The following is a 23,531-nucleotide window of genomic DNA, read 5'->3' as shown; positions in this document are numbered from 1 at the left end:
GATATCTTTAGAGAGGAGCCCCCATTTTAGCTTTAAGGTAAATGTCAGATCAAAGTGTGTACTTTGCGCGTACTTTGATCAATTTAAGCCTGCGCCATATTTCCGCGGTTTTATACCCCTGTCAACACCAATAAGACTTCTAAATGCGCATTGGCATTTTTTCTATTTTTTTTAATAAGAATATTTTTATATTTTCTTGTGCGAGCAATAAAAGATTTTCTCATAACTTCTTTTTTCCCTTGGAAATAGTCTTCAAATTTGAATTAAAAAATTGTTTATTTATTTGAAACGGAGTCTTTAATGATTAATTTATAGTCACCAAAGAAAATATAAAGGCTGTTTGGATTATTTATTAGGGGTCTTTGAGCGCTATTCCGGGTGTAAGTGAATAGTGGCATCCCTTAGTTATGAAAAAATATCCTACAGAAGTGAGTTTATTAATACCCTGAAAAAAGAATAATGTACGGCGTGTTTCAATGTGATAATCACCTAAACAAAATTGCATGTAAGAAATTTGTAGGTGTGAGATAACATGTTGAATTGGTTTAGTAAGTTTGGACAAAGGCAACCTTAGTATAAGCTATAGTAAGCTTAAGTTGCTAAGTTAGCCATCAGAAGCGAAATATTTCCTAAAGAAAAATAAGTATACATTATAATTAATATTTGGCTAGTGATTGATTGCTCATGGAGTATTTAAGAATATCAACGAAATAGGGAGCCTACCCTCAGAGGTTTTAAATTGGTAAAAGTATGAGAACTTTGAATCCATTATCATTTTTTTTAAAAGAAATTTTCCCTCCATAAATATCGATTAATTTCTTACAAATTCCAAAACCTGTACCCACACCATATGTTTTTGAAGTAAAGAATGTGCCTGGCTCTTTATAGAGAAATTCCTCGGCCATTCCCGGCCCATTATCAGAAACTTTTAATTCTATAAAATCATTGCGCTTTGCTGTACTAATTGTAATTTGCCCTCCCATGAGTGAATGGAGTTGGAATACCTCAATGCTATTGCGAATTAAATTTAGTAGTATTTGGACAAGGTGTTCTCGATTAATGTTTATCTCTGGCAATTGAGAGTCTAATTCTAATTGGATATTGTAAGGGCATGTGTACTTAATTATATTTACTAATTGAATAATGACGTCATTAGGATTTAGTTTCTCAACAAAAAAATTTAATTCATTAAAACTAGTGTTTATCGTACGGATTATTTCTTTTACTACCAGAGCTTGTGCTTCAATTTTTTCAAGCCCCTCATGTATTTTGGTCAATTCTTTCCATTCTTTTTTTTCTTTTTCCATAATGAGACTACATGCCTTACTGTAAATGGAAATAGCAGTCAAAGGCTGACTTACTTGATCAGCAAAGCTGGAAATAGCTTGCTGCATTGCATCAATTTTATTTTTCTCTAAAGCCTGCGTAATTGTTTGGTATTGCATTAGCTCGTGAGTCACGTCTCTTTGTATCCCAATATAAAAAGATAAATCCTTATTCTTTTCTTTTATTGGCGCTAAACTAAGCTCATTAAAAAATATTGTGCCATTCTTTCTCATATTTCTTAAAATTATGCGACAATTTTTTTGTTCGCTAAGAGCTTGCCGGATTAATAATGTTTCAGGCTGGCTAGGTAAAGATCCTTGAAGAAATCTGCAGTTTTTTCCAATTACTTCTTCGGCACTATAACCGGTTAATTGTTCAAAGGATGGGTTAATAAACACTATAGGCTGATGAGTTTGTTTCATATCAACAATAGCTATCCCATCATTAGTAGCGTTTAACGCTTCAAAAGAAAAACTGCTTATTCCATTCATTATTAAATGACTCAGTTTAAATACCCAATCGGTAATTCTATGATTATATACAATCTGCTGAACCAACAATAGCTCAGCTGATGGATGGGGCCGGCCTTTTTACTTCTTGAAAACAGCTAATTGCCAGCAACTAGAGACCTATTGCTGGAATGCGACCAGAACAAATATTGATCAAATAGTTTATAATTTACGATAATGAAATTGTAAAGTAGAACCCATGAATGATGAAACTTTTAAAATCCCAAATGGCCAAGAGTGGCTAATTGGAAGAATGCAAAGCCTAGGATATAAAGGAAATCCTGGGGGCATGTGTTTTGGTCTTTGTGAAATGGCAAGACAAGCAGTGCAATTAGGATCGAAAGAATACTCTTTATTTCAGGAGCGTCTCAAACAAATAGCTTTGATACCTATAGAAAATTTCCCTGAAGAAATCGAACGAATAAAAGCACAAAGATTAGCTTTGTTTCAAAAAGCCAAACAACAAGCGAAAGAAGAGCTAGAGGAAAAAAACGAAGGCGTCGCCCTCGATAAACATATTAATGATCTCGCTAATGAAAAATTCATCAGTTTAATGGCTGATTTACCTCTCGAAGATCGAGCTCGTTTAAGTATAGATATGTTTTTAGATGGAGTTGAATTGTATTTCCACCCTTCCGTTTACCCTATGTTATTTCACAGTCAAATGAAGCATCAAATTTCGGATGCGGCAGCAATCCTGGTAGAGCCCAACCAATTACAACAAAAAAAATTGCGGGGTGAATTACCTTCACCGCTTGTTTTTACCGGCTCATATGGTACAGAGGATTTATACTCTTATTTGGCAATACTTCAAAAGCAATTAAAAGATTGCAAGAATCCTATTCCTCTACGCTTAAACTCAGAAAACCACGCGCTTTGTTTAGTATTTGATCCCAGCGAAGATGAAGAAAATTGTTGGACACTTTTTGATCCGAATAAAATGGCCAATATGGATGAACCTGGTGGAGAAGAGTCAGGAGATTATATCGAACGGGGTTTTTGTGGAGAGGGGGAGCAAAAACCCACAATTGAGTTTTCTACCTGGATTCACTTTCCTTCCAATGAAGATAAATTAATGTTTCAAGCAAATGCCACAGCAGAAAACGCCGAATGGAATAACATGCATAATCCAACAGATTTCAACAGAAATTTGTTAAATATTGCTATATATAATGGAGATATAGAGGCAATTAAGAATTTTTTAGATATCGGCTTTAACATTCTTGAAAAAAATAATCGTGGTCTCGACTATTTAGATCTAGCCATAGTTTATGATCATCCTGATATTGTGCAATTATTTCTTGAAAAAATTCCAAAGACTCAGTTGCATTCAGGGTACCTCATTAAAGCGATCGATTGTGGAAACTTAAAGATGACAAAAATGCTATTAGAAGCGGGTTTGGATCCTATGGCAATTGATAAAAGTCTAAATAAATCACCGCTGGACTTCTCAGCACAAAAATCCCACCTACCTGATAATAAAAATACAATCCATCAGGAAATCTATGAGGCAGTAAAAACAAAAGCAGAATCTTTTCATAAAAAAGAAAACAAGTCTTTTAAAAACAAGTTAATCAGCATAAAAGAGGCCGAGTCGGATCCTGAAGTCTCAGACAATCTAAGAAGAAAATATTAAATATAAGAACATATCATAATGGGTCACTTAGAATTAACGGCTAAAACATACTTTAAACCGCAAACAGATAACGAAGCTCAACAGCTGGCAAGACAAATTTCCCTTCAAACTGGGGATGATTTTTTCCAAGTCTTATTAACTAAGCCTATACCTATAATTAAAGCAACCTTTGGGCCTTATGCCGAATACTTTGCTCTCGTAAATTGTTTCGCTGGATTTCCCTATGAAAGACATATAGAAGATGCTAATACTTCAACAATATGGATTAGTAGTAAGAAAATAACTGCTTCATCATTTATCAAGACAACCTCTATCGGGATTGTCTTGAATAAACTTATCCTTCCCCAGATAAACAGCATAAATTAATAGCCAATACTCAACTCTAAGACAAAAAATTTTGGGCATTTTTTTGTGATTTCTAGCCAATGATAAACCGCGAAAAACCACTTAACCTGACCCCATTAACGTTGTGACATTAATCAAATGATAGAAGGTGATGCATCGATGGTAAACGGCCCAAATTGATCATTTCTTACCAATAGCTTTGAAGTCTCAGATTATCCTATAAAAAAATAAAAAATTTTGTTCAAAATTAACTTTACGGTTGAAATATGTCTTTCATAGCGACAAACCTAGCTATAATTATATGAATTGATTAAAAGGAGTTGATCATGAAAAGTAGACTTGAATCCTATCCCTATAATACGGAAAAATTATATATGGCTTATGGCATGGTTAATGGAGCGATGCTAATTTCTCTGACCCACGAATCTGGAGATTTTAAATTAAAAACACCTTTATCTACAGTTGAATACAAATTGAAATTAAAAGGAAATTGGCATTTTGCAGAAGAAAATAGAGGAGATTTTGACCTATTAGCTAAAAATTTGCGAGATTTTATGAATGCACAAGAAACTAGACCTTCAAAAATTGTATTTGTTGGAGATGCTAATTTAGGGGCATCAGACTATCATGAAATCTCCCCTTTAATCGATGAGGTATTAAAAGGATTGCTTACTACAAATATTCCTGTAAACAAATATCTATATTCAAATGGTGATAAGGTGGTACTTGAAGGACTTAAAGAAGACGCTTTAATGCATGACACTCGAGCTCATCGTACTTATGTTGGGCCAACGTCAGAAGTATTTAAAGGTGCTGCTCACTTAATACAACATGGAACTATGTTTGGTCATGATAAACTACCTACTTCACATTACGACCCTATTCAACGAGATATTCCTGATGAAAATAAACATATAGGAGAGTTTAAGAATTTTAAAGATGTATTTAAGGGCAAACCGAATGACCAGGATAAATCTTCTGACCTACAACCTTAATCGGATTTAAGTTTAAATTTACATATATAGTGCAGATGCGTATAGCAGCTCTGCACTTATATGAGGTTGTATAAAGCTTTAGTCACTAACTTATTGCCTAAAAGGATTATTAGCCCCAAGCCCCTCATCTGTATCGCCTAGGGAGTCTCCATTACTTGTAATATGATGGTTATTTAAAGTGTTATTTTTACTGGGTGATGGTTTTTTTTCTTGAGAGAACATTGAAAATTTACTATGCCCAAGCGAAGACTCTCGATAAGAGTAGGGGCTCTCTTGGGGTGGCATCGCTTTAAATCTTGACTCCATACTTGGTATTTCCTGAAGAGTTTTCTTTTCTTGTGCAATAATAGAGCGTTCTTCTTCTTTTCTATTTTTATGATATTCTCGTACAAAGTAATTGGGCTCTTTAGATTCAAAACGGAAATTATTTGCTAAACCATCAAGGATGTTTTTTAAAGTCCTGAGTCTTTCTCGTCCTTCACTGGTAATTGGTTTTTTTCTCCTAAGGTCAGACATTTCTATGAGTAAGTAGGCTACTGGTTTGTCTTGATATTTTGTGCGTATGAAATTAGCATTTAAGGTTTGGTCATATTCTTGTAAGAAGAGTAACGCTTTTATTGTTCTAACTGTTTTTGGGAAAGAATGTCGATACGAGAAGCTGGATATATTATTTAATACATTTTCTTTATAGCTATCCCAGGCGTCTAGACTGGTCTGGCTTTTTGGTAGTTCGTTAGATTTATTTAATAAAAGAGCTAAACCCACATCAACACAAACTGTCTGTCCTTGATTTGGGCCTTTCTCAATGGTTATGAAATTTTTGTCACCCATTGCATCAATTACAATTCGTCCTGTCTCATTATAAATATCAATTAACTTAGCGCTAATCTCTTTATCAGTAGCTGCTCTTCCTTGAATAAAAGGACAAATCCACCCATCTATACCCTCTATTTGGTAGGATGATGCGGGAGGCTTAAGATTGCTATTCAGTAAATTCCATAGCTCTTGAGGTCTCTTGCCTTTGTCTAATTTTGCGTTTTTGTTCTTATCATCTAAAAGAGGAACTTTAAAAACTAACGTGTTTTGTTCATTACTATAGGCGACATTAAAAGACCCTTTTCCCATTTTTCTCCATAAACGCCCTTGCTCATCCTTGAGTGAATCTTTCATTTTCAGAATTCCAATAGATTATTTTGTATAATTATAGATCATATTATTTAGTGTCTTGGTCATGGAGCCTCTCTTGTAAACAACCTAGCTATGGCTTTACGTCCTTCCTCCAGCATCAATATAGATGAAGCAACGCCGATAGCCATCGCCCATTGGGCAGCGCTCAGATCGGTTGTCCCAAATATAGACTGTGCAGGTGACCAGTGCACTACCAGGATCTGGAGGACAATGACGGCAGTGAGCGACCACCACAGCATGCGATTTTTAAAGAACCCTTTGACGAAGGACGAACCCTGCTCGACGCGCGCATTGAAAACATTGAAAAACTGAAACAACACAAATGTCGTGAAGGCAAGTGTCAGCGCACTCTGCTCATTCCCGCTGTTCCCTGCATAGGACAATAGAGAGAGTGTACCCACCATCATTATTAAACCGAGTACAATAACGCGGCTTAAGCGTTCCCATGGCAACACAGGTTCGGATCGACGACGTGGCATATCATTCATGATCCCTGATCTTCCTGCATCTAGCGCTAACGACACAGCGGGTGGGCCATCCATAATCAGCGCAACCCATAGAATTTGGATTGGATTAAAAGGATCCGGTAATCCTAAGATAGGCGCAAAAAACACCGTCAAGATGGCACCCACAGTGGTTGAGAGTTGAAAACGAATGAACTTGAGGATGTTGTCGTAGAGAACACGGCCTTGTTGGACTGCGTCCACTATTGTGGAAAAGTTGTCGTCCGTTAGTACCATACTTGCAGATTCTTTAGCGACTGCAGTGCCCACGATACCCATCGCTACACCAATGTCTGCAGTCTTCAGAGCAGGAGCATCATTGACTCCATCGCCGGTCATCCCAACCACATGTCCCTTACTTTGTAACGCTTGCACGATCTTCACTTTATGAGCCGGCGACACTCGCGCAAATACGGCAATATCGTCGATTAACTCGGCAAGTTGTGACAAATCGAACTTGTCGAGTTCTACACCGGAAATGGCATCACCCTGCAGACCGAGTTCGCGCGCGATGGCTAAACCTGTATCCCTGTGGTCGCCGGTGATCATTTTAATCGCTATGCCTGCTGCTTTGCACTGTGCGATGGCTTCCTTAACCTTCGGTCGCGGAGGATCCTGCAGTCCGATAAGCCCCAAGAACGTGAGATCATGAATACAGGCCAATAGATTCTTTGATGCCGTGAACCCCTTAGTCTCCAAGAAGCGAGATGCTACTAGCAAGCACCTGAGCCCGCGAGACGCCATGATGCGGTATTGCCCTTCTATCTCTTCTTTACGCTTGATGTCCAACAGACCATCGTGGTCTAGGCCAATAAAATGGTCGCATCGAGTAAGCAAAACGTCAGGTGCCCCCTTCACGAAGATTTGAACCCCTCCTGCTACACGGTGGAACGTTGCCATGAACTTATAAGCTGAATCAAAAGGAATCTCGGCAATACGCGGGTAGTCCGTCAGTACACCCTCACAATGAAGCCCCGCTTTTGCAGCTAGTGTCAACAAAGCAGCTTCGGTCGGATCACCAATAGCCCGCCCATCCTCGACATGGCTATCATTGCAAACGACTAAGGGCACCAAAAGTGGCTTCATGTCGGGTAGCGATGTACCAACTTTCTGTGGACTTAATACGCCCGCAGTACCGTAACCCTCACCACTGACGTTGAATTGCTGGTTAAGATAGAACAATTCGCGCGCGACCATCTGGTTTAGTGTAAGTGTACCAGTCTTGTCAGAGCAAATGACCGTTGTGCAACCCAAAGTTTCCACGCTCGCCAGCCTCTTGACGACCGCTCCGTGCCGCGCCATCTGATGCATTCCCAGTGCCAGTGTTACCGTGACAACTACGGGTAATCCCTCCGGCATCGCAGCGACGGCTAGCGCAATGGCATCGATAATCGCATGTGTGAGATTCTCGCCCCGAAGTAATTGAAACAGGAACAAAAGACTGATCAGCGTCAGCGCTACTAAGCCCAATTGTCTGCCTAGCTGGTTTAACTGAATTTGTAGAGGGCTCGGGATCTCTGGGGTTGATGCCAACTCTTGCGACAACTGTCCCATCTCAGTTTGCATCCCAGTGGCAGTAACCAAAAATTCTGCTCGACCGCGTGTGACCATCGTGTTCATATAGACCATGTTCAGCCGGTCGGCCACCGGTAAATCTTGCACAGACTTGGCGTTCACCTGTTTACTGACAGGCAGTGACTCGCCAGTCAAAGTCGACTCGTCTACATCGAGATTCGCCGCAACTATCAACCTGCCGTCTGCAGGGAGTCTGTCTCCGGCCTCTACCAACACTACATCTCCAGGCACAACGGTTTCAGCATCGATAGAGAGTTTCTTACCGTCACGACGAACATGGACCCGGTGGGGGAGCATCTTCCGCAGCGCAGATAAGCTCTGTTCCGCCCGGTACTCTTGGTAGAAACTAACGAAACCATTGATAACAACTATCGCAAGGATCACGCTGGCATCTTTAACGTGCCCAATTAATGCAGCCAATGCAGCGGCCCCGATCAAGATGAGGATCAAGGCACTCTTAAACTGAGTCAGAAAAAGTAGCCATGGCGATCGTGGCGGTTGGCCTACTAGCCGATTTATGCCTACTGAGTTCAATCTTGCTGCTGCCTCTTGCGCAGTAAGCCCGGTAGATAAATCGACGTTCAGGCGTTTTACAACCTCGTCGATTTTCAAGACATGCCAAGATTCGGTTTGAATTATGCCAGGCTCTTTGTCGGACTCCCCATTAAGACGTGTACTCATATAATTCCCTTTAGTAATCAGAAGCCTAATTTGACTCTTGTGTTTAAGTATTCAAAGTCCCTTCGGCGACCTAATGCTAGGATAGCACTCTTTCATGGCTTTTTGTTTTTCATTGAGTGAAGATTACGCCTCATTAGTAATTGAACTTGATATCTACTCTGTCAATTTTTAGAATGGTCAGGGTCCTTACCCTATCAGCATTTTGTTGTTACACTTTAGCTACTCATAGTGTAAATACATGCAAAACGGACCTTGATGAGGCGAGAACCTGCTTTTAAAATACACAATCTAACTAAAACATACCAAATGGGTGAAGTTAAAATCCATGCCTTACAACAGATTAATCTGGATTTATATCAAGGCGAATTGGTCGTTTTATTAGGTCCCTCAGGAAGCGGAAAATCTACCTTGCTCAATATTATAGGTGGTTTGGATGTTCCCACGTCTGGAGAGGTAATTTATAAAGATCATATTATCACCTCTTCAAGTGAACATGATCTTACCCGCTATAGGAGGGAGCATATTGGCTTTGTCTTCCAATTCTATAATTTGATATCCAATTTAACAGCCTTAGAAAATATATCAATAGTGACCGAAATTGCAGAAGCCCCTATGAATCCTGTTGATGCAATCAAATTATTGGGGCTGGAAAATCGAATATCACATTTCCCTTCTCAACTATCAGGAGGAGAACAGCAACGAGTTGCTATTGCCCGCGCCATAGCTAAACAACCTGATGTACTCTTGTGTGATGAACCCACTGGGGCTCTTGATTGTGAAACGGGTAAAATAGTATTGGAAACTCTTGAATTGGCAAATAAAAAATTAAACACCACGGTCGTCATCATTACCCATAATTTGGTAATAGGGGAAATGGCTGATCGGATCATTCATATCGCAGATGGTCGAATTGCCCAGATTATCGAAAACAAAAATAAACGGAAAGCCGCTGATTTATCATGGTGATGATCTTAAACAGGAAGTTAGTTCGTGATTTACTTAAACTTAAAGGACAGGTTATCACTATTGCTTTAGTTGTCTGTAGTGGTATTAGTGTTTTGATTTCATCAATTAGTACCTACCAGTCTTTGTCGCAAGCCCAACACAAGTTTTACTCCGATTATCATTTTGCAGATGTGTTTGCAACCTTAAAACGAGCTCCAATTTATATGCAGAAAAGGATTGGAGAAATACCTGGCGTATCTCAAGTAGAAACCCGTATTGTTGAGGATGTCATTTTAGATTTGCCATGGTTACAAGAACCTGCCATTGGGCGTTTTATATCCATACCCGATTCAAAGTCATCCAACTTAAATCAATTATTTTTACGTAAAGGCCGTTTACTTGATTCTGGCAAGGCTAATGAAGTATTGGTTAATGAAGGGTTCGCCGAAGCAAATTCTGTAAAACCAGGGGATCAAATTTATGCGCTATTAAATGGTCATCGACAACTCCTTCGTATAGTAGGTATTGTCTTATCACCGGAATATGTATATGCAATCCGTGGGGAAGATCTTCTCCCGGATAATAAGCATTTTGGCGTGTTCTGGATGAATCATAAAGCTCTAAGTGCCGCTTTCGGAATGCAAGAAGGATTTAATAATATTAGTCTAACTTTAACGCCAAATGCCTCAGAAAAATTCGTCCGTAACAATTTAGAAAAATTATTTTTGGAGTATGGCTTATCCATTACTTATCCCAGGAAAGAACAAATATCGGATAGATTTGTAACGAATGAAATTAATCAACAAAAAATTATTGCCTCCTTTATTCCACCTATTTTCCTGATTGTCGCCTCTTTTTTATTAAATTTAGTAACTGGACGACTAGTTCAAAATCAACGAGAACAAATCGCTCTATTAAAAGCTTTAGGTTATACCAATTTCTCAATCGTCTTATATTATTCAAAACTCGTTGTGATAATTGTACTTTTAGGTGCCATCTTAGGGATAGGACTTGGCGCCTGGTTTGGTAAGTTAATGACTCTGCTCTATGCTGAATATTTCAGATTTCCTGTCTTCTATTATTCATTTTCAATTCAAGCTGCATTTATAGGAGTTTTAGTCAGTTTTTTCGCGGCTGGCTCTGGAGCATTGAGGTCAATATACCAAGTCATTAATTTAGCTCCGGCAGTAGCAATGCGTCCACCAGCACCCCCTATCTATAGAACACTACGTTTAGAACGCTTTGGTTTAATATCCCATTTTTCGGCAAGCGCCAAAATGTTTTATCGTCATACATTTAGACATTTATTTCGTACTGTAATTACTTCCGTAGGAATTGCCTTTGCAATGGCAATCGTTATATTAGGCCTCTTTTGGCAAGATGCAGTTCAATATTTAATAAAAACCCAATTTTTAATGTCACAAAAACAAGATGCAACTGTATCATTCACCCAGCAATTACAAGATAAAGTGCTCGTTGAATTAAAACATATCAGAGGGGTAATCAATGCGGAGGGCTACCGTGTTTCTCCTGTCTTATTAAATCATCAAAATTACGCCGAACAAACTGCATTATTTGGTATACCGCCCAATGCAAAATTAAAGGTAGTTCTGGATAAAAATGAGAATCCAATCTCTATACCTGAGAATGGACTTGTCTTGAGCCAAGGATTGGCTGAACGATTACACGTAACCATAGGAGATTGGATTCATATCAATATGCTTGAAGGGAATAGGGCAAAAACCAAGCTTGAGGTTAAAGGAGTTGTTAATGATTATGTAGGAATGTTTGCCTATGCTAATATTTTTTTAATTAATAGAATATTGAAAGAGGACCACCTAATAAATCTTGCAGGTATTACCATAGATCCTCGGTATCTTAATCAACTATATAAGGAAATTAAAAAGATACCTAAAGTAAATTCGTTAACCTTTAATACATCAATTATTCAGACATTCAAAGAAACGTTTGCAAAACATGTACTAGTTTTCACCTCGATATTAGCAGGGTTCGCAATAGTCATCGCCATTGCTGTAGTTTATAACAATGCCATCATTATTCTTGCCGAACGCTCCTGGGAATTATCTACTTTAAGAGTATTGGGTTTCACTGAGCAAGAAGTCTCTAACATACTCTTTTATAATATTATTTTTGAAGTTCTATTAGCGATACCAATGGGTATTATCTTTGGGTATTGGATTTCATGGTCTATATTAGAATTAATGCAAACAGATTGGTTTAAAATTCCGTTTTTAATTGAACCTAAAACTTATGCAATATCAATAATTGTGGTAATGATTTCAAGTGTGATGAGTTTGTTTATTATTAGAAAACGAATAAAACAACTCAATTTAACTACCGTATTAAAAGTGGGTGATTAGTGCCAATAATTTATCAAAATATAAAAAAATACATCTGGCTTTTTATTTTTTTAGCTTTGTGTTTTAGTATTATTTTTTGGTTAATCCTACCTAAACCTATTAGAGTCCAACTAGCTGAAGTTAAATATGGAACCTATTCCGAATACATAGAAGATGATGCAAAAACACGAGCAATTAAAATATATACTATAACCGCTCCTGTGATGGGAAAGTTACTGAGGATTAATTATTCTGAAGGAGATAACGTACGTAAGAATGATATACTGGCAATCTTTCTTCCTGCTTCACCATCGCTACTCGATGTTCGCGCCAAAGATGAATTGGAACAAGAATTAGGTGCTGCAGAAGCCAGGTATGAAGAAGCCAAAGCCATACTAGAACAGGCTAAATCTTCATTAGATACAGCCCTTTCAGATTTTAATAGAAAAAAAGGTCTAGTCGCAAAAGGGTATGTCAGCCCAAGTGAAATGGAGCATACTGAATTGGAGTGCAAGCTGAAGCAAAAAATGGTTAATGCTGCTGAACGTAAGGTCCATAGTGCTCAACACGATATTGAAAAAATTAAAGCATCCTTAGCTGCCTCATCGAATCAAAATTATTCTCAAGAACAAATTAACATTCTTGCTCCGATCTCGGGGAAGATATTACGCATTAATCAAAAAAGTGAAACCACTCTCAATGTTGGTGACAATATTATGAAGCTTGCTGATATATCCAAACTGGAGATAGTAGCTGATGTCCTAAGCACTGATGCCGCCCAAATTCCAGACAAAGCAAAAGTTTTAATTAAACGATGGGGTGGAGCTATAGATTTAAAAGGGACAGTTCGTACAGTAGAGCCAAGTGGATATACTAAAATTTCAGCTCTGGGAGTTGAAGAGCAAAGGGTAAATGTCATTATTGATATTAATTCTCCTTATGAACAATGGAAAAATCTTGGCGACGAGTTTCGAGTTGACGTAAACATTTTTATTTATGAATCGAAAAAAGAATTACTTATTCCAATGAGTGCATTATTTCGCGACTTTGGACATTGGGCAGTATTTGTCGATGAAAATGGAAGAGCCATTAAGCGTATCATAGAAATAAAACGCCATAACTCTGATATTGCAATTGTAACTCACGGGCTTAAAGAAGGGGAAAAGGTAGTTCTTTATCCTGGAAGTTTAATTAGTAATGGGGTGAAGATAAAAGAATAAAGCAGCGGGAAATTTTTTAATAAATTTAATCATTAAAATTTTCTATAAATCAATAGGTTATGGTGAATTGGCGCTATTTAATTTATCAGTTAACCCTTTGTATTTTAATTAATAATTCTTTAGTGAATTAAAAAATGTCCCCAAATATACCAGTTCAAAATCTCCTGAATTGGCAGTATTGCGGTTATTATGAACTATTCTATGGTGGACATGCTCAATTGAAGAGTTTAGAGAATATCATCCGCTTTTGATAAAAAAATTATTGAAAGGACAAAAATTTAGGTGTTTTTTGGGCATCCTATTGTTTATTAATAAAAATTTTTTGGCAATTTGCCCGCCCTACGCTTGCCATATTATAGCTTTAAGGCCTACTGATGAAAGAATTAAAAACAAGACTTATCTTTTAAACAATGCATTTTGTTTCTTCCACTAGATCACTACAAGCTTGCATATTTGGTTCCTTTTCATGAGGATGATTCTTAGAGAATAACGACTCCCTTATTGAGCTTGCTCTGACTACTTGATTCGTTTTTTCATCTCTAGCCCATTTACGCATTTCTCCATCTCGTATAGCGGGTGAATATAAAATTTTGTTTTCATAATAATCAACCCTTAGAGAATTTGAATAGTTAGCAAAACCCTCTAAAAATCGTCTTGCAATAATATAGGCTTTATTGCTTGGATCACAAAACCACAATTTAATAATGATGGAATCTGTTTTAGTTAATCCGTCTGCTATCATACGTTTGGAAATATCATCTATTGTAATTACTTTTTTTCCTCCCGAGACAGCATAGACCCACTCATGAAAGGGGAGGTACTTTAATTCCTCATAGGGTAAATTGGGATTGTTTAAAACTGATGATAATTTTCTATCGGGATGACAATCGATTCCATGTCCTAATACATAAATTTTTGTATTGGGAGCTATCGTAGATAGATCACATTGGTTGTGAAATAAAATTATAAAATTTTTATTCTTAAATCTGCTGGCACTATTATCTCTAAATGTTTGTATATCTTTCTTCACATTTTCGGAAATTTCATCCTCTTTAAATGGCACATAAATATATCCATCGATAGGAGTTTTTAAATAATTACAGATATTATTTAAACCTTGTTTTATAGTATTGAGGACGCCGTCAGTCATTTTTTTGATACACAATAGACCAGAATGATCTATTGTAATACAAAAAGATTAGGGTTTTATTAATTCTCTATGTGATTGAATTAAAACCTATTTGATATAAATAAGTAGCTTAGGAAAAGAGTATTATTTGGTTTAGCAATAATCAGCCAGCGTAGACACCGTCTTTAAAAGCAATTTTTATTGCATATATAACTCTCCAGGGCATCGTCAATTTAACTTTTGCTAACGAAAGAAAGAGAGCTCAACAAATTTTAGGCGCAAAGAATCTCATTGGCAGCAGAATTCCAAATGTCTTTGGCTTTTTGAAATTGGATTCTTCGTAGCTGAGCTGAGCTGAGCTGGTGTATCGCCCTACGGAGATTGAAAAGAAATTCCTTATTTTCCCCATGAGCGCGATGAAGTTCTGAGCCCCTGCGGGTGATTTGAATCAAATGAGGCACTTTCTTTTCTACGCGTGGGCTGATGGGCATTTTCCACTCGGTTATTGAGCCCTTTATGCGAGCGATGTTCGACTTCTTTACACATCTGGCGAATTGGTTTTGTGTAGCTCCTTAGCTTGTCTGTTATGATAACTCGGGGTTTGGGATAGGCGTTCAATAGACGACACAGAAAACGGATGGCAGCTTTTTTATTTCGGCATTTTTGTAGAAATACATCCAGCTCATAACCTTCCTCATCCACCGCACGCCATAAGTAATACGTTTCACCTTTGATGCGGAGCTGTTGCTCATCCAAATGCCATTTATCCGATGCTCTGGACGCTTGTTTCTTAATCACGTCCTTAAAATGAGTACCAAATTTAATGCATCATTGGCGTATCGTTTCATAACTTACCTCAATGCCACGATACAATAAGCGCTCTGCAACATCTCGGTAGCTGTTATTAAAGCGATGATAACTCCATACCGCTATACTTATCAGTTCCATTGGGTAACGGTATCTCTTCGGCTTCCTTTCCAGCATAAATACAGTCTAGAGAAAAAGTTAAATTGACGATGCCATTTTTTATACTTACTTGCTGGATAAGCCATTCCTTTGTGTATTTACTATGTATAAGAAAAAATAAGTAAGCTATGATGATATATAGTATATCGAATCACAAGACAAGGATAGCAGCACTTGTTTAATACATTTTTACAACAAAAAAAGCATATTATAGAGATGAGTTTCGCTAGCATTTTTCTCGGTGTGTATTTTAATTTATTAGTACCGATTAGTTATTATGCACACAGCCATGGCTATAATCATGCTAAATTCATCATTACCTCTTGGGATTTAATGATTCATTATTTTGCTCTTCCCATTTATGCTTATATCGCAACCTATATTATTATTCCTATGTCGTTACTATTAATCATTATTTATTATTATAAAGATATAGCCTTAATAAGAGGTCTCTATTTTGGTTTGTTTTTATTACTTACGGTTTCCTATTTTATTTTTATTTTTTTCCCTGTGAGTATGATCTTATACAAAGGAATACCACAAGAAGCCTATTCTCCAGGATTTAATAATAAATTGGTCCGACTGGCCTATGAAATGGAAGTACCTTGGACTTCATTTCCTTCAACTCATACTTCTATAAGCTGGTATATGTTTAAATATGTAAATTTGCTCTTTAAAAAACATCGCTCTGTGGTTTATTTATATCTTCTTTGGTTTGCGTTTATGATAATTGGAACTCAAACATTAAAATTTCACGCCATAGCTGGTGTTATTTTTGGTATCCTCCTAGCAGAATTAAGTTTCAGAGTGACTTACAATAATAGAGATCGAATATCCTATGTATACTCAAAAATACCCTACTGGACCCGATTAATGGTTTGGATATTACTTATTTTTCTGGTCATGTGTATCCTTTATATAGCCAAGGAGTCAGGGTTTGATGTGTATATAATAAACTCGTCAACCTAAGTTATCTTTGTAAGGGTAGAAAAAAGTTGCCTCATGCTTGTTAGAGGGTATCCGGAAAGAGTATTATCGCTGGCGAAGCTATTTTTATGTCTCAATTAAAGACAAATTATAGTCCTTAAGATTAATGTAATTTAAGAGTGACTTTGAAGCCTAATGTTCAACCTTTCTAAATATAAATAAACTCAATACTCCTAATTAAAACGAACTTTGATTTTTAACCAGAGTTTTCGGATCGATTTATAGCCAAAAGTAGAGAAATTACCGATTATACTAATATCGTTCACAAACCATCATTTTCTGGAATAGAATTTATATAAACAAAGTGTTATTAGATATAATTTAACTGAAGAATAAGCCCGAACAAACCCTTTGAAAGGGAAATATAGAAGAAATTATTTATAAATCAGGGATTATATGGTGGAGGCGGCGGGAATCGAACCCGCTACCAAGCTTTTAAGGATGTCTTTCCATGACGACCAAAGACCACGAAAAACTAGATAGGTACAGGGTTAACGTTTGATAGCTCAATTTCCACTTAGTTGTCTTCCATGGTCTTTAATTGTCAGCAAATGGTGCCGTTTTGGTGCCGTATAGAATCAGATTATGCTACTTCTAATTCTATATGAACCCGTTGTCCAATAGCCGTTGCAATATTTACCAGTGCATTTAATGAAAATCGAGAGATACGCCCTTGTTATAAAATTATTTATTAAGATTTTCTTCAGAATATCTTCTTTCTAATTCATCAAGTATTAATTGATTAAATGAAATTTTACATGAAGAAAATAGGGTGGAATAAATACTTCCTCCTTCTTCATCAAAACATTCGAATTCAGCAATTTTGTTTACAAATTTTTTCCATAAACTCTGAGCTTCTTTTAACTTTTTTATTTTTTGAAAAGTATTATCTTGGTTATTTTGCAAACTTAAGATAATTTCATCAATTAACTCTTTTATTCTTACCTCAACTGTAAGACTTCTTTTACCAACAAACTCATTTATGCCCTGTTGATAATTTGGAGGATCAACTGATTTTGAAATGTAAGAAATAAAAGCCTTTAAAAATTGTCTTGTTTCATCAATGTAAACTTTTATACTATCAAAATTTATAGATAATTGACTGTTTTCATGGACAATTTGATGTCTTAATTTAAATAATGAATGCAATGCTTTAAAGTTATTATTTATATTGTTAATTATTTTTATATTATCAGTAACCGATTCTTTGGATAAAATTTCTTTAAATTGTTCTTTTCCTAAAAGAACATTCATATGAGTAGTAATATTTTCCATAGAGCCTACAGAAATCAAGCTTGAAACGATATCTCCGAATGTAATATTTTGGCCATGTAAGAGTTTAAGACCTTCTATATTTAAAGCATTTTTTGGCTCTAATAACTTGTAAGAATTCGTTAAAAATTGCTTATCACCACCATCCACTAATTTTGCTATTAATTCTTTTGTAATCACCTCTATATTAGTAACTAAAAAAATGGGGGCATATGATAATAAAGGTAATGGTGGGCCATTATTAAAAGAGTCTAGTAAGTCTTCTATCTCTTTAAATTTTTCCTCATAGGTGCTTATACAGCTGACTTGTCTTCTTTTTCTCTCAGGCAATATTTTCAAGTTTTGTTTAGTCATTTTGGCCCTTACTAAATTCTTAAATCTGATTATAGTAAGTTTTTGAACAAATATTTCTTTATTAGGTCGGTTGGCTCGCAATCCAGCATCTCAGATAAAACTCTGTTTTCTCGCACACATGGGGTAAGGTCTTTCTTTTTTTTTGCAGGATAAAGGAAAGACCTTACCTCCTTTGTTGTGCAAAAACTTATAGTAGTGGTACATCCTGAAAATAGACGAATCCTTTTTTATTTATTACAAACACTTTCATTTCTCTTATGTTTAGTTTTTGTTTTTCCTGCATAAATAGAACATCTTATAATGATATGTGCAAAAGTTGACTACCATGAAAAGCTCTCATACAATGCACCCTAAATTTTTATACCATAACTTAGAAATAAAAAAATGAAACTCAAACAAACTTTCCTTGCAGTTATTTACAGCTTATTGATGGTTGGTTGTTCGGCCGATATGCTTGTATCTCCTACTAGTAAATATGGCCCGACAGACGGAGATAAAACTGGAAGAATAAGGTACTTAGCAGAAGGAGCTTCAACAGTAATTGAAGCTCGCCGAAATGATGCATTCAAAAAAATGTATAATGCATGTAATGGACACTATAAAATTTTAGGCGATACATCAAAAGATAAATTAATCGGAGCATCTGATTATAATGATGACAAAGGCTCAAGTTTTGTTGGTAGTATGGAGTATGTATATATCAGATTTGAATGTACAAAAAAATAATATGTTAGAATTTGCTGTTCAAGTAAATAATTAAAATTCTACCGCCCTCTTTTTCGTTCATCTTTTTAAATAATTGGACTTACTCATCCATTTTTAAAAAGTGAAGCTGAATATAAGTTTACGCCAGGCAATTTTCATTTTCCGGCATCTATAATTGCGTGTATCCGTTGCTCAACTATTTGCTTTCGCCTTTCAAATTCCTGAGAGTAATTTAGATGTCCTGGCAGGGCTTGAAGAAATTGGTCATTATTCATTAATGAAGTAAATTCTAGCGAAAGATACTTCTTTAAATTTTCTGCAGACGTTAAAACATCCTGAGAAATTTCTGGTCTTCCATCAATTAGGGCAATAATATCTTCTAGATCATGACTTAATAAAAAATCCTGATTGCCTCTATCTTTAAATGCCTCAAGCTTTGTAGCTAAAAAATAAGGAGCAGAAACAATTTTTATGTTTAATTTATCAGTGATATTTTTGTCAATTGCATTTTCTTGTGCTTCCTTATACCACCGGTTAGAAAATCCCAGTACACTTTTATCGATAGGCATAATATCAATTAAGATCCCACTGCAATCCCAACGACATATTGGATGATTACCAATAGTCAACTCTTTAAACCCTTTTTGTCTTAATTTATCGGCAATCGCATAGTAATCTGATTTAGTAATTACATTAATAATGCAATCAACATCCATAGTAAATCGCACATCCGGAGCTGCCTTATCCGTAATCAACAACCCTGTAACGCAACCCCCAACAAAGGTTACCTCATTACATAATTCTTCAAGACGATGAGCAATGATTGTAAGTGATTCGATATTATGTTGCGCAAAACTTCTATTCATTTTTCACCAATTTATAAACCTTCTAGTAGTTGTGATATTTTTTGTATAGCAAGTTGTTTTTCTCGTACACGCCCTGAACGAATGGCATCGATTAATGTTAATAAATCATAAAACAAAGGATCTGGGTGTTGCATAACTGATTGCGGCACAGAAGAATACAAGGGTTTAAGTGCTACACCGCGCTCACTTCCTTCACCATAAGGCCAAACAGGTATTGGATCATTTCCCGCGACAATTTGTTTATTTAAACTTGGGGCAGCATAACTCGTTGGAATCCCCCGAGCAATCTCACCTAACTTAGCAGGAAAAATATACTTCAATCCATGAGTAAAAAACTCTCCACAAGCCTGAATAATTGGCTGTGGTTTATTGGGTGGATGATAGGGAGTAATTAATCCTGCAATAACTAATCGCTTAAACGCACTATTGATTTGAGAAGGACTAAGACATAACTCAAATGCAATACTGTTCTGAGACCAATTTTTATTTTGGCAAGCTAAAAGTTTTGCTAGAACAACTATGTCTTGTGGTTTGATCATATAAATACTCTTTATTCTACATTCTAGAATTTAGAATAAAGAATAACTTAAATCAAGCTAACACTTTTAAAATATGAAACTAAGTTATATTATGCCTTCATTTTATCCAATTAATCACATTATGACGCAACTTCCAGATATAGGATTTCTAAGGCTAAACAAATTATCGGTGACAATAAAGCAAATCCCCCTATTCCGGCATTCATTCCTGTGAGTAAATCAACATGGTGGGCCGGGGTTAAATCTGGGCGCTTTCCACAACCTGTAAAGCTTGGACCAAGAACTATTGCTTGGAGAGTTAAAGATATTAAAGAATTTATCATTAATTTTAATAAGGAAAACAAATATTAAATCTGACTATGGCTTTAAATTTTATTGAAACAAGTAAGTTAAATTTACATTAAAAGCTTATTTTAAATGCTGTTTGTTATTCTCAGTGTTAATTTTTAGGGTCTTTATATTTTCCTGGATATTATCCTTATCTGACTGTCTTGATAAAATTTCATCCGCCACTCCTTTAATTAATTCTTCTTTATATCCCTTATGGTAGCTTAAGTAGTCAGATAAAAAATCAGAACTAACTCCTAATAAAAATCCTCCAAAAAAAGTTAGTACTGCACCTAGACCAATTACCTTTAAATTTAAAGTCAATCGATCAATTCTTCTATTTAAGCTCTGAGGAGAATACACTTGGCCATATGCATTGTTAACATTATCGGAAGTAATACCTTTCTGTATATGTTTCTCTTTTATTTCCTTACAGTATACAGAGTCATATTTATCTTTATCCAGTTTTGCAAACCAAATTAAAAAAGCAATGTCTCCTCTCTTCAGGGTAATATTATGTGGTCCAGCATTATAAACTGAGAACTGTAGCCTCCCTTTCCATCCGGGATCAACGTGGAATCCAGAAATGTTAATAAGACCTAAGTATTTATATTTTGATTTCAATGAAATAAAACCAAAAAGATCTTTGGGAATTAATACAATTTCTTCAGTTAGAAGTAACGCAAATTGGCCACTTGGTATAGTAAATAAAGATTCACTATCGATTTTAAAAGGATCCGGTTTATTTCTTCTACATTCATTCGTAATATATACTTCTGGGCCTATCCTAAGCTCATAAGAATTACAATCAATTTGATTTTCATCTGGTCTAGAACCATCTTCTATTTGTATTAATTCGCCAAGTCTTTCTTTAATTGTTTCTCCACATAAAAATGACATTATAGAGTCCTTTTATAGTTAATCTTTTGGAATAAAGAACTTTTCTTCAATACTATCCCACCGATTATGGATAATCTTTATCGGATTTATATCTAAACCGCAAGTAAACATAATAGTTTGGGTTAAGATATAATCAATTTCACATGTTAATACTTTGAATGAGGGATAATTTTCAATATGATCTAATGCTTCTACAGCTTTAGCAATTTTACTTACTGAGATTATGTAATTATGAATATAATCCTTGAAATAAATTTGAGGCCTTTTGAGTAGGGTAATATTCAGTCTGTGCTTTAAGACATTTCCAAGAGCTAAGCAACAAATCATGATATCAGCACATTCTTTTTCAAAATTTTTACTTAATAACAATTTCCCTGCGTACTTTGACAGATGAAGAACTATATGTTTTAGTCTGTCGGGTAAAGGCAAATACATTATATCTGAATGATATTTAATATCATGAATTATTTGTTTTTTTTGTAATAACATTAAGTTTATTTCTTGCATAACCTACTTCCATTTTTCTATGGTTATCGGCATTCTGCAGTTGATGCTTTAATAAAATTATCCAAATCGAATAGTTTTTACTAAAGATGAAAAATACTAAGAAATGTACTTCTTTTAATTTATCTAGTCAGTATCAAAATAAGTTCACGACAAATAATTCTGGCTATAATTGAATATACAACTTTTAATTTAATGGTGAATGAGCGGATGTTAATAATTTTATTAGCAATAATTGGTCTCATTTCTTACCTACTATTTATTCTACAATCTAAGTCTATTATTTTGACCGGATTAATAGGTGCTCTTTTAATTATTGCTATTACGATCACAGTGATAATCAATTATAGACGTATTAACTTATTTTAAAATAAATTGGGCGATGTGGCCAAACGATTGGCTTGGATGATGGAAAATATTAAATTTCATAAATATTTCCATTCCTTTATTTGTTATTTTTTTATTTATATCTTTCATTGCAATTAGATCTGCATATTTATTTGACAAATAAATGATTAAAAAATTTCTTTTTAAGATTAGGTGTATCATAATTTATAATTTGTTTGAGATTCTCTAATGATATCTGTTTTATTCTTTTGCAATTTTTCTTTTAATGAAATTATCGTATCTGCATTTTCTGATAGCGAAAATGTATCTTTTGACAATTAGGCAATAATCGCCTCATCTTCAAGCATATCTTGAATTTTTTTTATTCCATTTTTTAGAGATTGCTATAGAATTTTTAACCACTCTTCAATAAATTTCTCTATAATCAAATGTAGCCTTTCCATTGGCTAGTGTCTTTCCATATATTATTTCCGAATTTTAATGGTATTAATTAGCCTTAAAAAATAAAACTTCTTTATTTTGTTATAGTCCCAATATTCTTTATTTCCACATTTACTTAACAACACCAGCAGCTGTTGCTGAAATTGCTCCTATTGCGGGTTAACCAGTTTACTAGCAGACTATTTGCTATCACGTTGTCATAAAACCAACTGAAACCATACATTAGAGTCTCCTCCTATACATACAATTAAAGTAAGTCATAGCAAAATTTCTGTGTTAATTTATTTGTTCAGGAATAAATTATTTCCTTTAATCTCAAACAAACTATTATAACTTTCATCTTCTTCCAGCAAGCTCAAAGAATAATCCAATGCACCAAGAATTACTGATTTATTAAAACCATCAATCCCTGATTTAATTACTAAACCACCAAGCTCAATTTTACGCCGAGTATCGGCTCTACGTTTTTTTAGTTTTTCCAAAACAAGTGATTTTTCACATCTTGCAATTAACTGTTTTTGCTTTTTGATTTGATCACTAATAGCCATGATGTAACTCCTTGGCGATCTTGGCAAAGATTAAATCGAGTTGATTAAGATCATAGTGATGAAGATTATGTTTATAGGCAAGAGAGCCAATTTCGATCTTATGCTTTTTTTGAAGCTGATCAAGTTTTACTTTAGCTTTTTCAATTCTGTCCGTGAGCACTTCTTCCATTTGCGATAATGTCTTCTTTGACATGATATTCTCCGCAAATTAATTTCACGCAAAAAGCATAACGGCTCTGATCTTTGAAATCAATATCTTTATAATAATCCGAGCAGAGCGAGGACTGACAAGTCACGCAGAGATTTTCTCAAGTGCGCAATATACATTTGTTCGAATGTTTGCTAGATTAAAGATCGCTGCT

The 23,531-nt window shown here is 35.4% G+C and carries 22 protein-coding genes; 9 read left to right on the top strand and 13 right to left on the bottom strand.

Annotation, left to right across the window (positions count from 1 at the left end; genetic code table 11):
• Positions 1-734: 734 nt before the first annotated feature.
• Positions 735-1,817: a PAS domain-containing protein gene (locus ACWTEW_RS10905; RefSeq protein ID WP_454781700.1), complete on the bottom strand. Its 1,083-nt coding sequence runs from the start codon at positions 1,815-1,817 to the stop codon at positions 735-737.
• Positions 1,818-2,034: 217 nt separating this feature from the next.
• Between ACWTEW_RS10905 and ACWTEW_RS10900 the strand changes: the two genes are divergently transcribed.
• The 3 genes from ACWTEW_RS10900 to ACWTEW_RS10890 all read left to right on the top strand — a co-directional run bounded on the left by ACWTEW_RS10900 (position 2,035) and on the right by ACWTEW_RS10890 (position 4,811).
• Complete coding sequence (locus ACWTEW_RS10900; protein ID WP_454781699.1) at positions 2,035-3,471, top strand: ankyrin repeat domain-containing protein; 1,437 nt, start codon at positions 2,035-2,037, stop codon at positions 3,469-3,471.
• A gap of 18 nt (positions 3,472-3,489) precedes the next feature.
• Positions 3,490-3,837 carry a hypothetical protein gene (locus ACWTEW_RS10895; RefSeq protein WP_454781698.1) on the top strand — a complete coding sequence of 116 codons (348 nt, stop codon included), beginning with the start codon at positions 3,490-3,492 and terminating at the stop codon, positions 3,835-3,837.
• Between the two features lie 305 nt (positions 3,838-4,142).
• Positions 4,143-4,811 (top strand): hypothetical protein, encoded by a 669-nt coding sequence (locus ACWTEW_RS10890; RefSeq protein WP_454781697.1) that lies wholly within the window; start codon positions 4,143-4,145, stop codon positions 4,809-4,811.
• 90 nt (positions 4,812-4,901) lie between these two features.
• On the opposite strand, the gene ACWTEW_RS10885 is transcribed toward ACWTEW_RS10890, so the two are convergent.
• Positions 4,902-5,981, bottom strand: a complete 1,080-nt coding sequence (locus ACWTEW_RS10885; RefSeq protein WP_454781696.1) for a hypothetical protein — start codon at positions 5,979-5,981, stop codon at positions 4,902-4,904.
• A 59-nt stretch (positions 5,982-6,040) separates the two neighbouring features.
• Positions 6,041-8,758: a calcium-translocating P-type ATPase, PMCA-type gene (locus ACWTEW_RS10880; RefSeq protein ID WP_454781695.1), complete on the bottom strand. Its 2,718-nt coding sequence runs from the start codon at positions 8,756-8,758 to the stop codon at positions 6,041-6,043.
• A gap of 255 nt (positions 8,759-9,013) precedes the next feature.
• On the opposite strand from ACWTEW_RS10880, the gene ACWTEW_RS10875 reads away from it, so the two are divergent.
• Genes ACWTEW_RS10875 through ACWTEW_RS10865 form a run of 3 tightly spaced genes read left to right on the top strand, consistent with a single transcriptional unit; the run spans position 9,014 to position 13,283 of the window.
• Positions 9,014-9,724, top strand: coding sequence for an ABC transporter ATP-binding protein (locus ACWTEW_RS10875; protein ID WP_454781694.1), 711 nt, complete (start codon positions 9,014-9,016; stop codon positions 9,722-9,724).
• On the top strand, positions 9,718-12,084 hold the full coding sequence (locus ACWTEW_RS10870) for an ABC transporter permease (protein WP_454781693.1): 2,367 nt from the start codon (positions 9,718-9,720) through the stop codon (positions 12,082-12,084). The genes ACWTEW_RS10875 and ACWTEW_RS10870 overlap by 7 nt, the downstream gene beginning before the upstream one ends.
• Positions 12,084-13,283 (top strand): efflux RND transporter periplasmic adaptor subunit, encoded by a 1,200-nt coding sequence (locus ACWTEW_RS10865; protein WP_454781692.1) that lies wholly within the window; start codon positions 12,084-12,086, stop codon positions 13,281-13,283. The genes ACWTEW_RS10870 and ACWTEW_RS10865 overlap by 1 nt, the downstream gene beginning before the upstream one ends.
• 403 nt (positions 13,284-13,686) lie before the next feature.
• Here ACWTEW_RS10865 and ACWTEW_RS10860 read toward each other — a convergent pair whose 3' ends face one another.
• Together ACWTEW_RS10860 and ACWTEW_RS10855 are read right to left on the bottom strand one after the other, a co-directional pair.
• Positions 13,687-14,433, bottom strand: a complete 747-nt coding sequence (locus ACWTEW_RS10860) for a hypothetical protein (protein ID WP_454781691.1) — start codon at positions 14,431-14,433, stop codon at positions 13,687-13,689.
• A gap of 375 nt (positions 14,434-14,808) precedes the next feature.
• Complete coding sequence (locus ACWTEW_RS10855; protein ID WP_454781690.1) at positions 14,809-15,210, bottom strand: IS6 family transposase; 402 nt, start codon at positions 15,208-15,210, stop codon at positions 14,809-14,811.
• Between the two features lie 342 nt (positions 15,211-15,552).
• Between ACWTEW_RS10855 and ACWTEW_RS10850 the strand changes: the two genes are divergently transcribed.
• The gene (locus ACWTEW_RS10850; RefSeq protein WP_454781689.1) at positions 15,553-16,347 is read left to right on the top strand and encodes a phosphatase PAP2 family protein; all 795 of its coding nucleotides are present in this window, start codon (positions 15,553-15,555) and stop codon (positions 16,345-16,347) included.
• 601 nt (positions 16,348-16,948) lie between these two features.
• Here the strand turns inward: ACWTEW_RS10850 and ACWTEW_RS10845 are convergent.
• Positions 16,949-17,032 (bottom strand): hypothetical protein, encoded by an 84-nt coding sequence (locus tag ACWTEW_RS10845; RefSeq protein WP_454781717.1) that lies wholly within the window; start codon positions 17,030-17,032, stop codon positions 16,949-16,951.
• Between the two features lie 17 nt (positions 17,033-17,049).
• Positions 17,050-17,991, bottom strand: coding sequence for a HEPN domain-containing protein (locus ACWTEW_RS10840; protein WP_454781688.1), 942 nt, complete (start codon positions 17,989-17,991; stop codon positions 17,050-17,052).
• A 384-nt stretch (positions 17,992-18,375) separates the two neighbouring features.
• Here ACWTEW_RS10840 and ACWTEW_RS10835 point away from each other — a divergent pair, with 384 nt between their 5' ends.
• The gene (locus ACWTEW_RS10835; protein WP_454781687.1) at positions 18,376-18,717 is read left to right on the top strand and encodes a hypothetical protein; all 342 of its coding nucleotides are present in this window, start codon (positions 18,376-18,378) and stop codon (positions 18,715-18,717) included.
• Between the two features lie 134 nt (positions 18,718-18,851).
• Here ACWTEW_RS10835 and ACWTEW_RS10830 read toward each other — a convergent pair whose 3' ends face one another.
• Both ACWTEW_RS10830 and ACWTEW_RS10825 read right to left on the bottom strand, forming a co-directional pair.
• The gene (locus ACWTEW_RS10830; protein WP_454781686.1) at positions 18,852-19,562 is read right to left on the bottom strand and encodes a hypothetical protein; all 711 of its coding nucleotides are present in this window, start codon (positions 19,560-19,562) and stop codon (positions 18,852-18,854) included.
• 11 nt (positions 19,563-19,573) lie between these two features.
• Positions 19,574-20,101: a hypothetical protein gene (locus ACWTEW_RS10825; RefSeq protein ID WP_454781685.1), complete on the bottom strand. Its 528-nt coding sequence runs from the start codon at positions 20,099-20,101 to the stop codon at positions 19,574-19,576.
• A 210-nt stretch (positions 20,102-20,311) separates the two neighbouring features.
• Here ACWTEW_RS10825 and ACWTEW_RS10820 point away from each other — a divergent pair, with 210 nt between their 5' ends.
• Entirely contained in the window at positions 20,312-20,452 is a 141-nt protein-coding gene (locus tag ACWTEW_RS10820; protein ID WP_454781684.1) for a helix-turn-helix transcriptional regulator, read from the top strand.
• 57 nt (positions 20,453-20,509) lie between these two features.
• Here ACWTEW_RS10820 and ACWTEW_RS10815 read toward each other — a convergent pair whose 3' ends face one another.
• From ACWTEW_RS10815 to ACWTEW_RS10800, 4 genes are all read right to left on the bottom strand, one after another.
• Positions 20,510-21,328, bottom strand: coding sequence for a dCTP deaminase domain-containing protein (locus ACWTEW_RS10815; protein WP_454781683.1), 819 nt, complete (start codon positions 21,326-21,328; stop codon positions 20,510-20,512).
• Between the two features lie 18 nt (positions 21,329-21,346).
• Entirely contained in the window at positions 21,347-21,835 is a 489-nt protein-coding gene (locus ACWTEW_RS10810; RefSeq protein ID WP_454781682.1) for a hypothetical protein, read from the bottom strand.
• Positions 21,836-22,902: 1,067 nt separating this feature from the next.
• Positions 22,903-23,169, bottom strand: coding sequence for a conjugal transfer protein TraD (locus ACWTEW_RS10805; RefSeq protein WP_454781681.1), 267 nt, complete (start codon positions 23,167-23,169; stop codon positions 22,903-22,905).
• A complete protein-coding gene (locus ACWTEW_RS10800) occupies positions 23,159-23,362 on the bottom strand; it encodes a hypothetical protein (RefSeq protein ID WP_454781680.1) in 204 nt (67 codons plus the stop codon). The genes ACWTEW_RS10805 and ACWTEW_RS10800 overlap by 11 nt, the downstream gene beginning before the upstream one ends.
• Positions 23,363-23,531: the final 169 nt, after the last annotated feature.

The sequence above is a fragment of the Legionella stuttgartensis genome (genome assembly GCF_977063405.2).
This window is presented reverse-complemented; position numbering and strand designations above follow the sequence as displayed.

Bases quoted from the DNA above. Each gene is read 5' to 3' on its own strand.
- ACWTEW_RS10880 (WP_454781695.1), bottom strand. From the start codon at position 8,758: ATGAGTACACGTCTTAATGGGGAGTCCGACAAAGAGCCTGGCATAATT.
- ACWTEW_RS10830 (WP_454781686.1), bottom strand. From the start codon at position 19,562: ATGAATAGAAGTTTTGCGCAACATAATATCGAATCACTTACAATCATT.
- ACWTEW_RS10860 (WP_454781691.1), bottom strand. From the start codon at position 14,433: ATGACTGACGGCGTCCTCAATACTATAAAACAAGGTTTAAATAATATC.
- ACWTEW_RS10805 (WP_454781681.1), bottom strand. From the start codon at position 23,169: ATGGCTATTAGTGATCAAATCAAAAAGCAAAAACAGTTAATTGCAAGA.
- ACWTEW_RS10870 (WP_454781693.1), top strand. From the start codon at position 9,718: ATGGTGATGATCTTAAACAGGAAGTTAGTTCGTGATTTACTTAAACTT.
- ACWTEW_RS10835 (WP_454781687.1), top strand. From the start codon at position 18,376: ATGAAACTCAAACAAACTTTCCTTGCAGTTATTTACAGCTTATTGATG.
- ACWTEW_RS10825 (WP_454781685.1), bottom strand. From the start codon at position 20,101: ATGATCAAACCACAAGACATAGTTGTTCTAGCAAAACTTTTAGCTTGC.
- ACWTEW_RS10840 (WP_454781688.1), bottom strand. From the start codon at position 17,991: ATGACTAAACAAAACTTGAAAATATTGCCTGAGAGAAAAAGAAGACAA.
- ACWTEW_RS10890 (WP_454781697.1), top strand. From the start codon at position 4,143: ATGAAAAGTAGACTTGAATCCTATCCCTATAATACGGAAAAATTATAT.
- ACWTEW_RS10885 (WP_454781696.1), bottom strand. From the start codon at position 5,981: ATGAAAGATTCACTCAAGGATGAGCAAGGGCGTTTATGGAGAAAAATG.
- ACWTEW_RS10875 (WP_454781694.1), top strand. From the start codon at position 9,014: ATGAGGCGAGAACCTGCTTTTAAAATACACAATCTAACTAAAACATAC.
- ACWTEW_RS10900 (WP_454781699.1), top strand. From the start codon at position 2,035: ATGAATGATGAAACTTTTAAAATCCCAAATGGCCAAGAGTGGCTAATT.
- ACWTEW_RS10895 (WP_454781698.1), top strand. From the start codon at position 3,490: ATGGGTCACTTAGAATTAACGGCTAAAACATACTTTAAACCGCAAACA.
- ACWTEW_RS10800 (WP_454781680.1), bottom strand. From the start codon at position 23,362: ATGTCAAAGAAGACATTATCGCAAATGGAAGAAGTGCTCACGGACAGA.
- ACWTEW_RS10905 (WP_454781700.1), bottom strand. From the start codon at position 1,817: ATGAATGGAATAAGCAGTTTTTCTTTTGAAGCGTTAAACGCTACTAAT.
- ACWTEW_RS10810 (WP_454781682.1), bottom strand. From the start codon at position 21,835: ATGCAAGAAATAAACTTAATGTTATTACAAAAAAAACAAATAATTCAT.
- ACWTEW_RS10815 (WP_454781683.1), bottom strand. From the start codon at position 21,328: ATGTCATTTTTATGTGGAGAAACAATTAAAGAAAGACTTGGCGAATTA.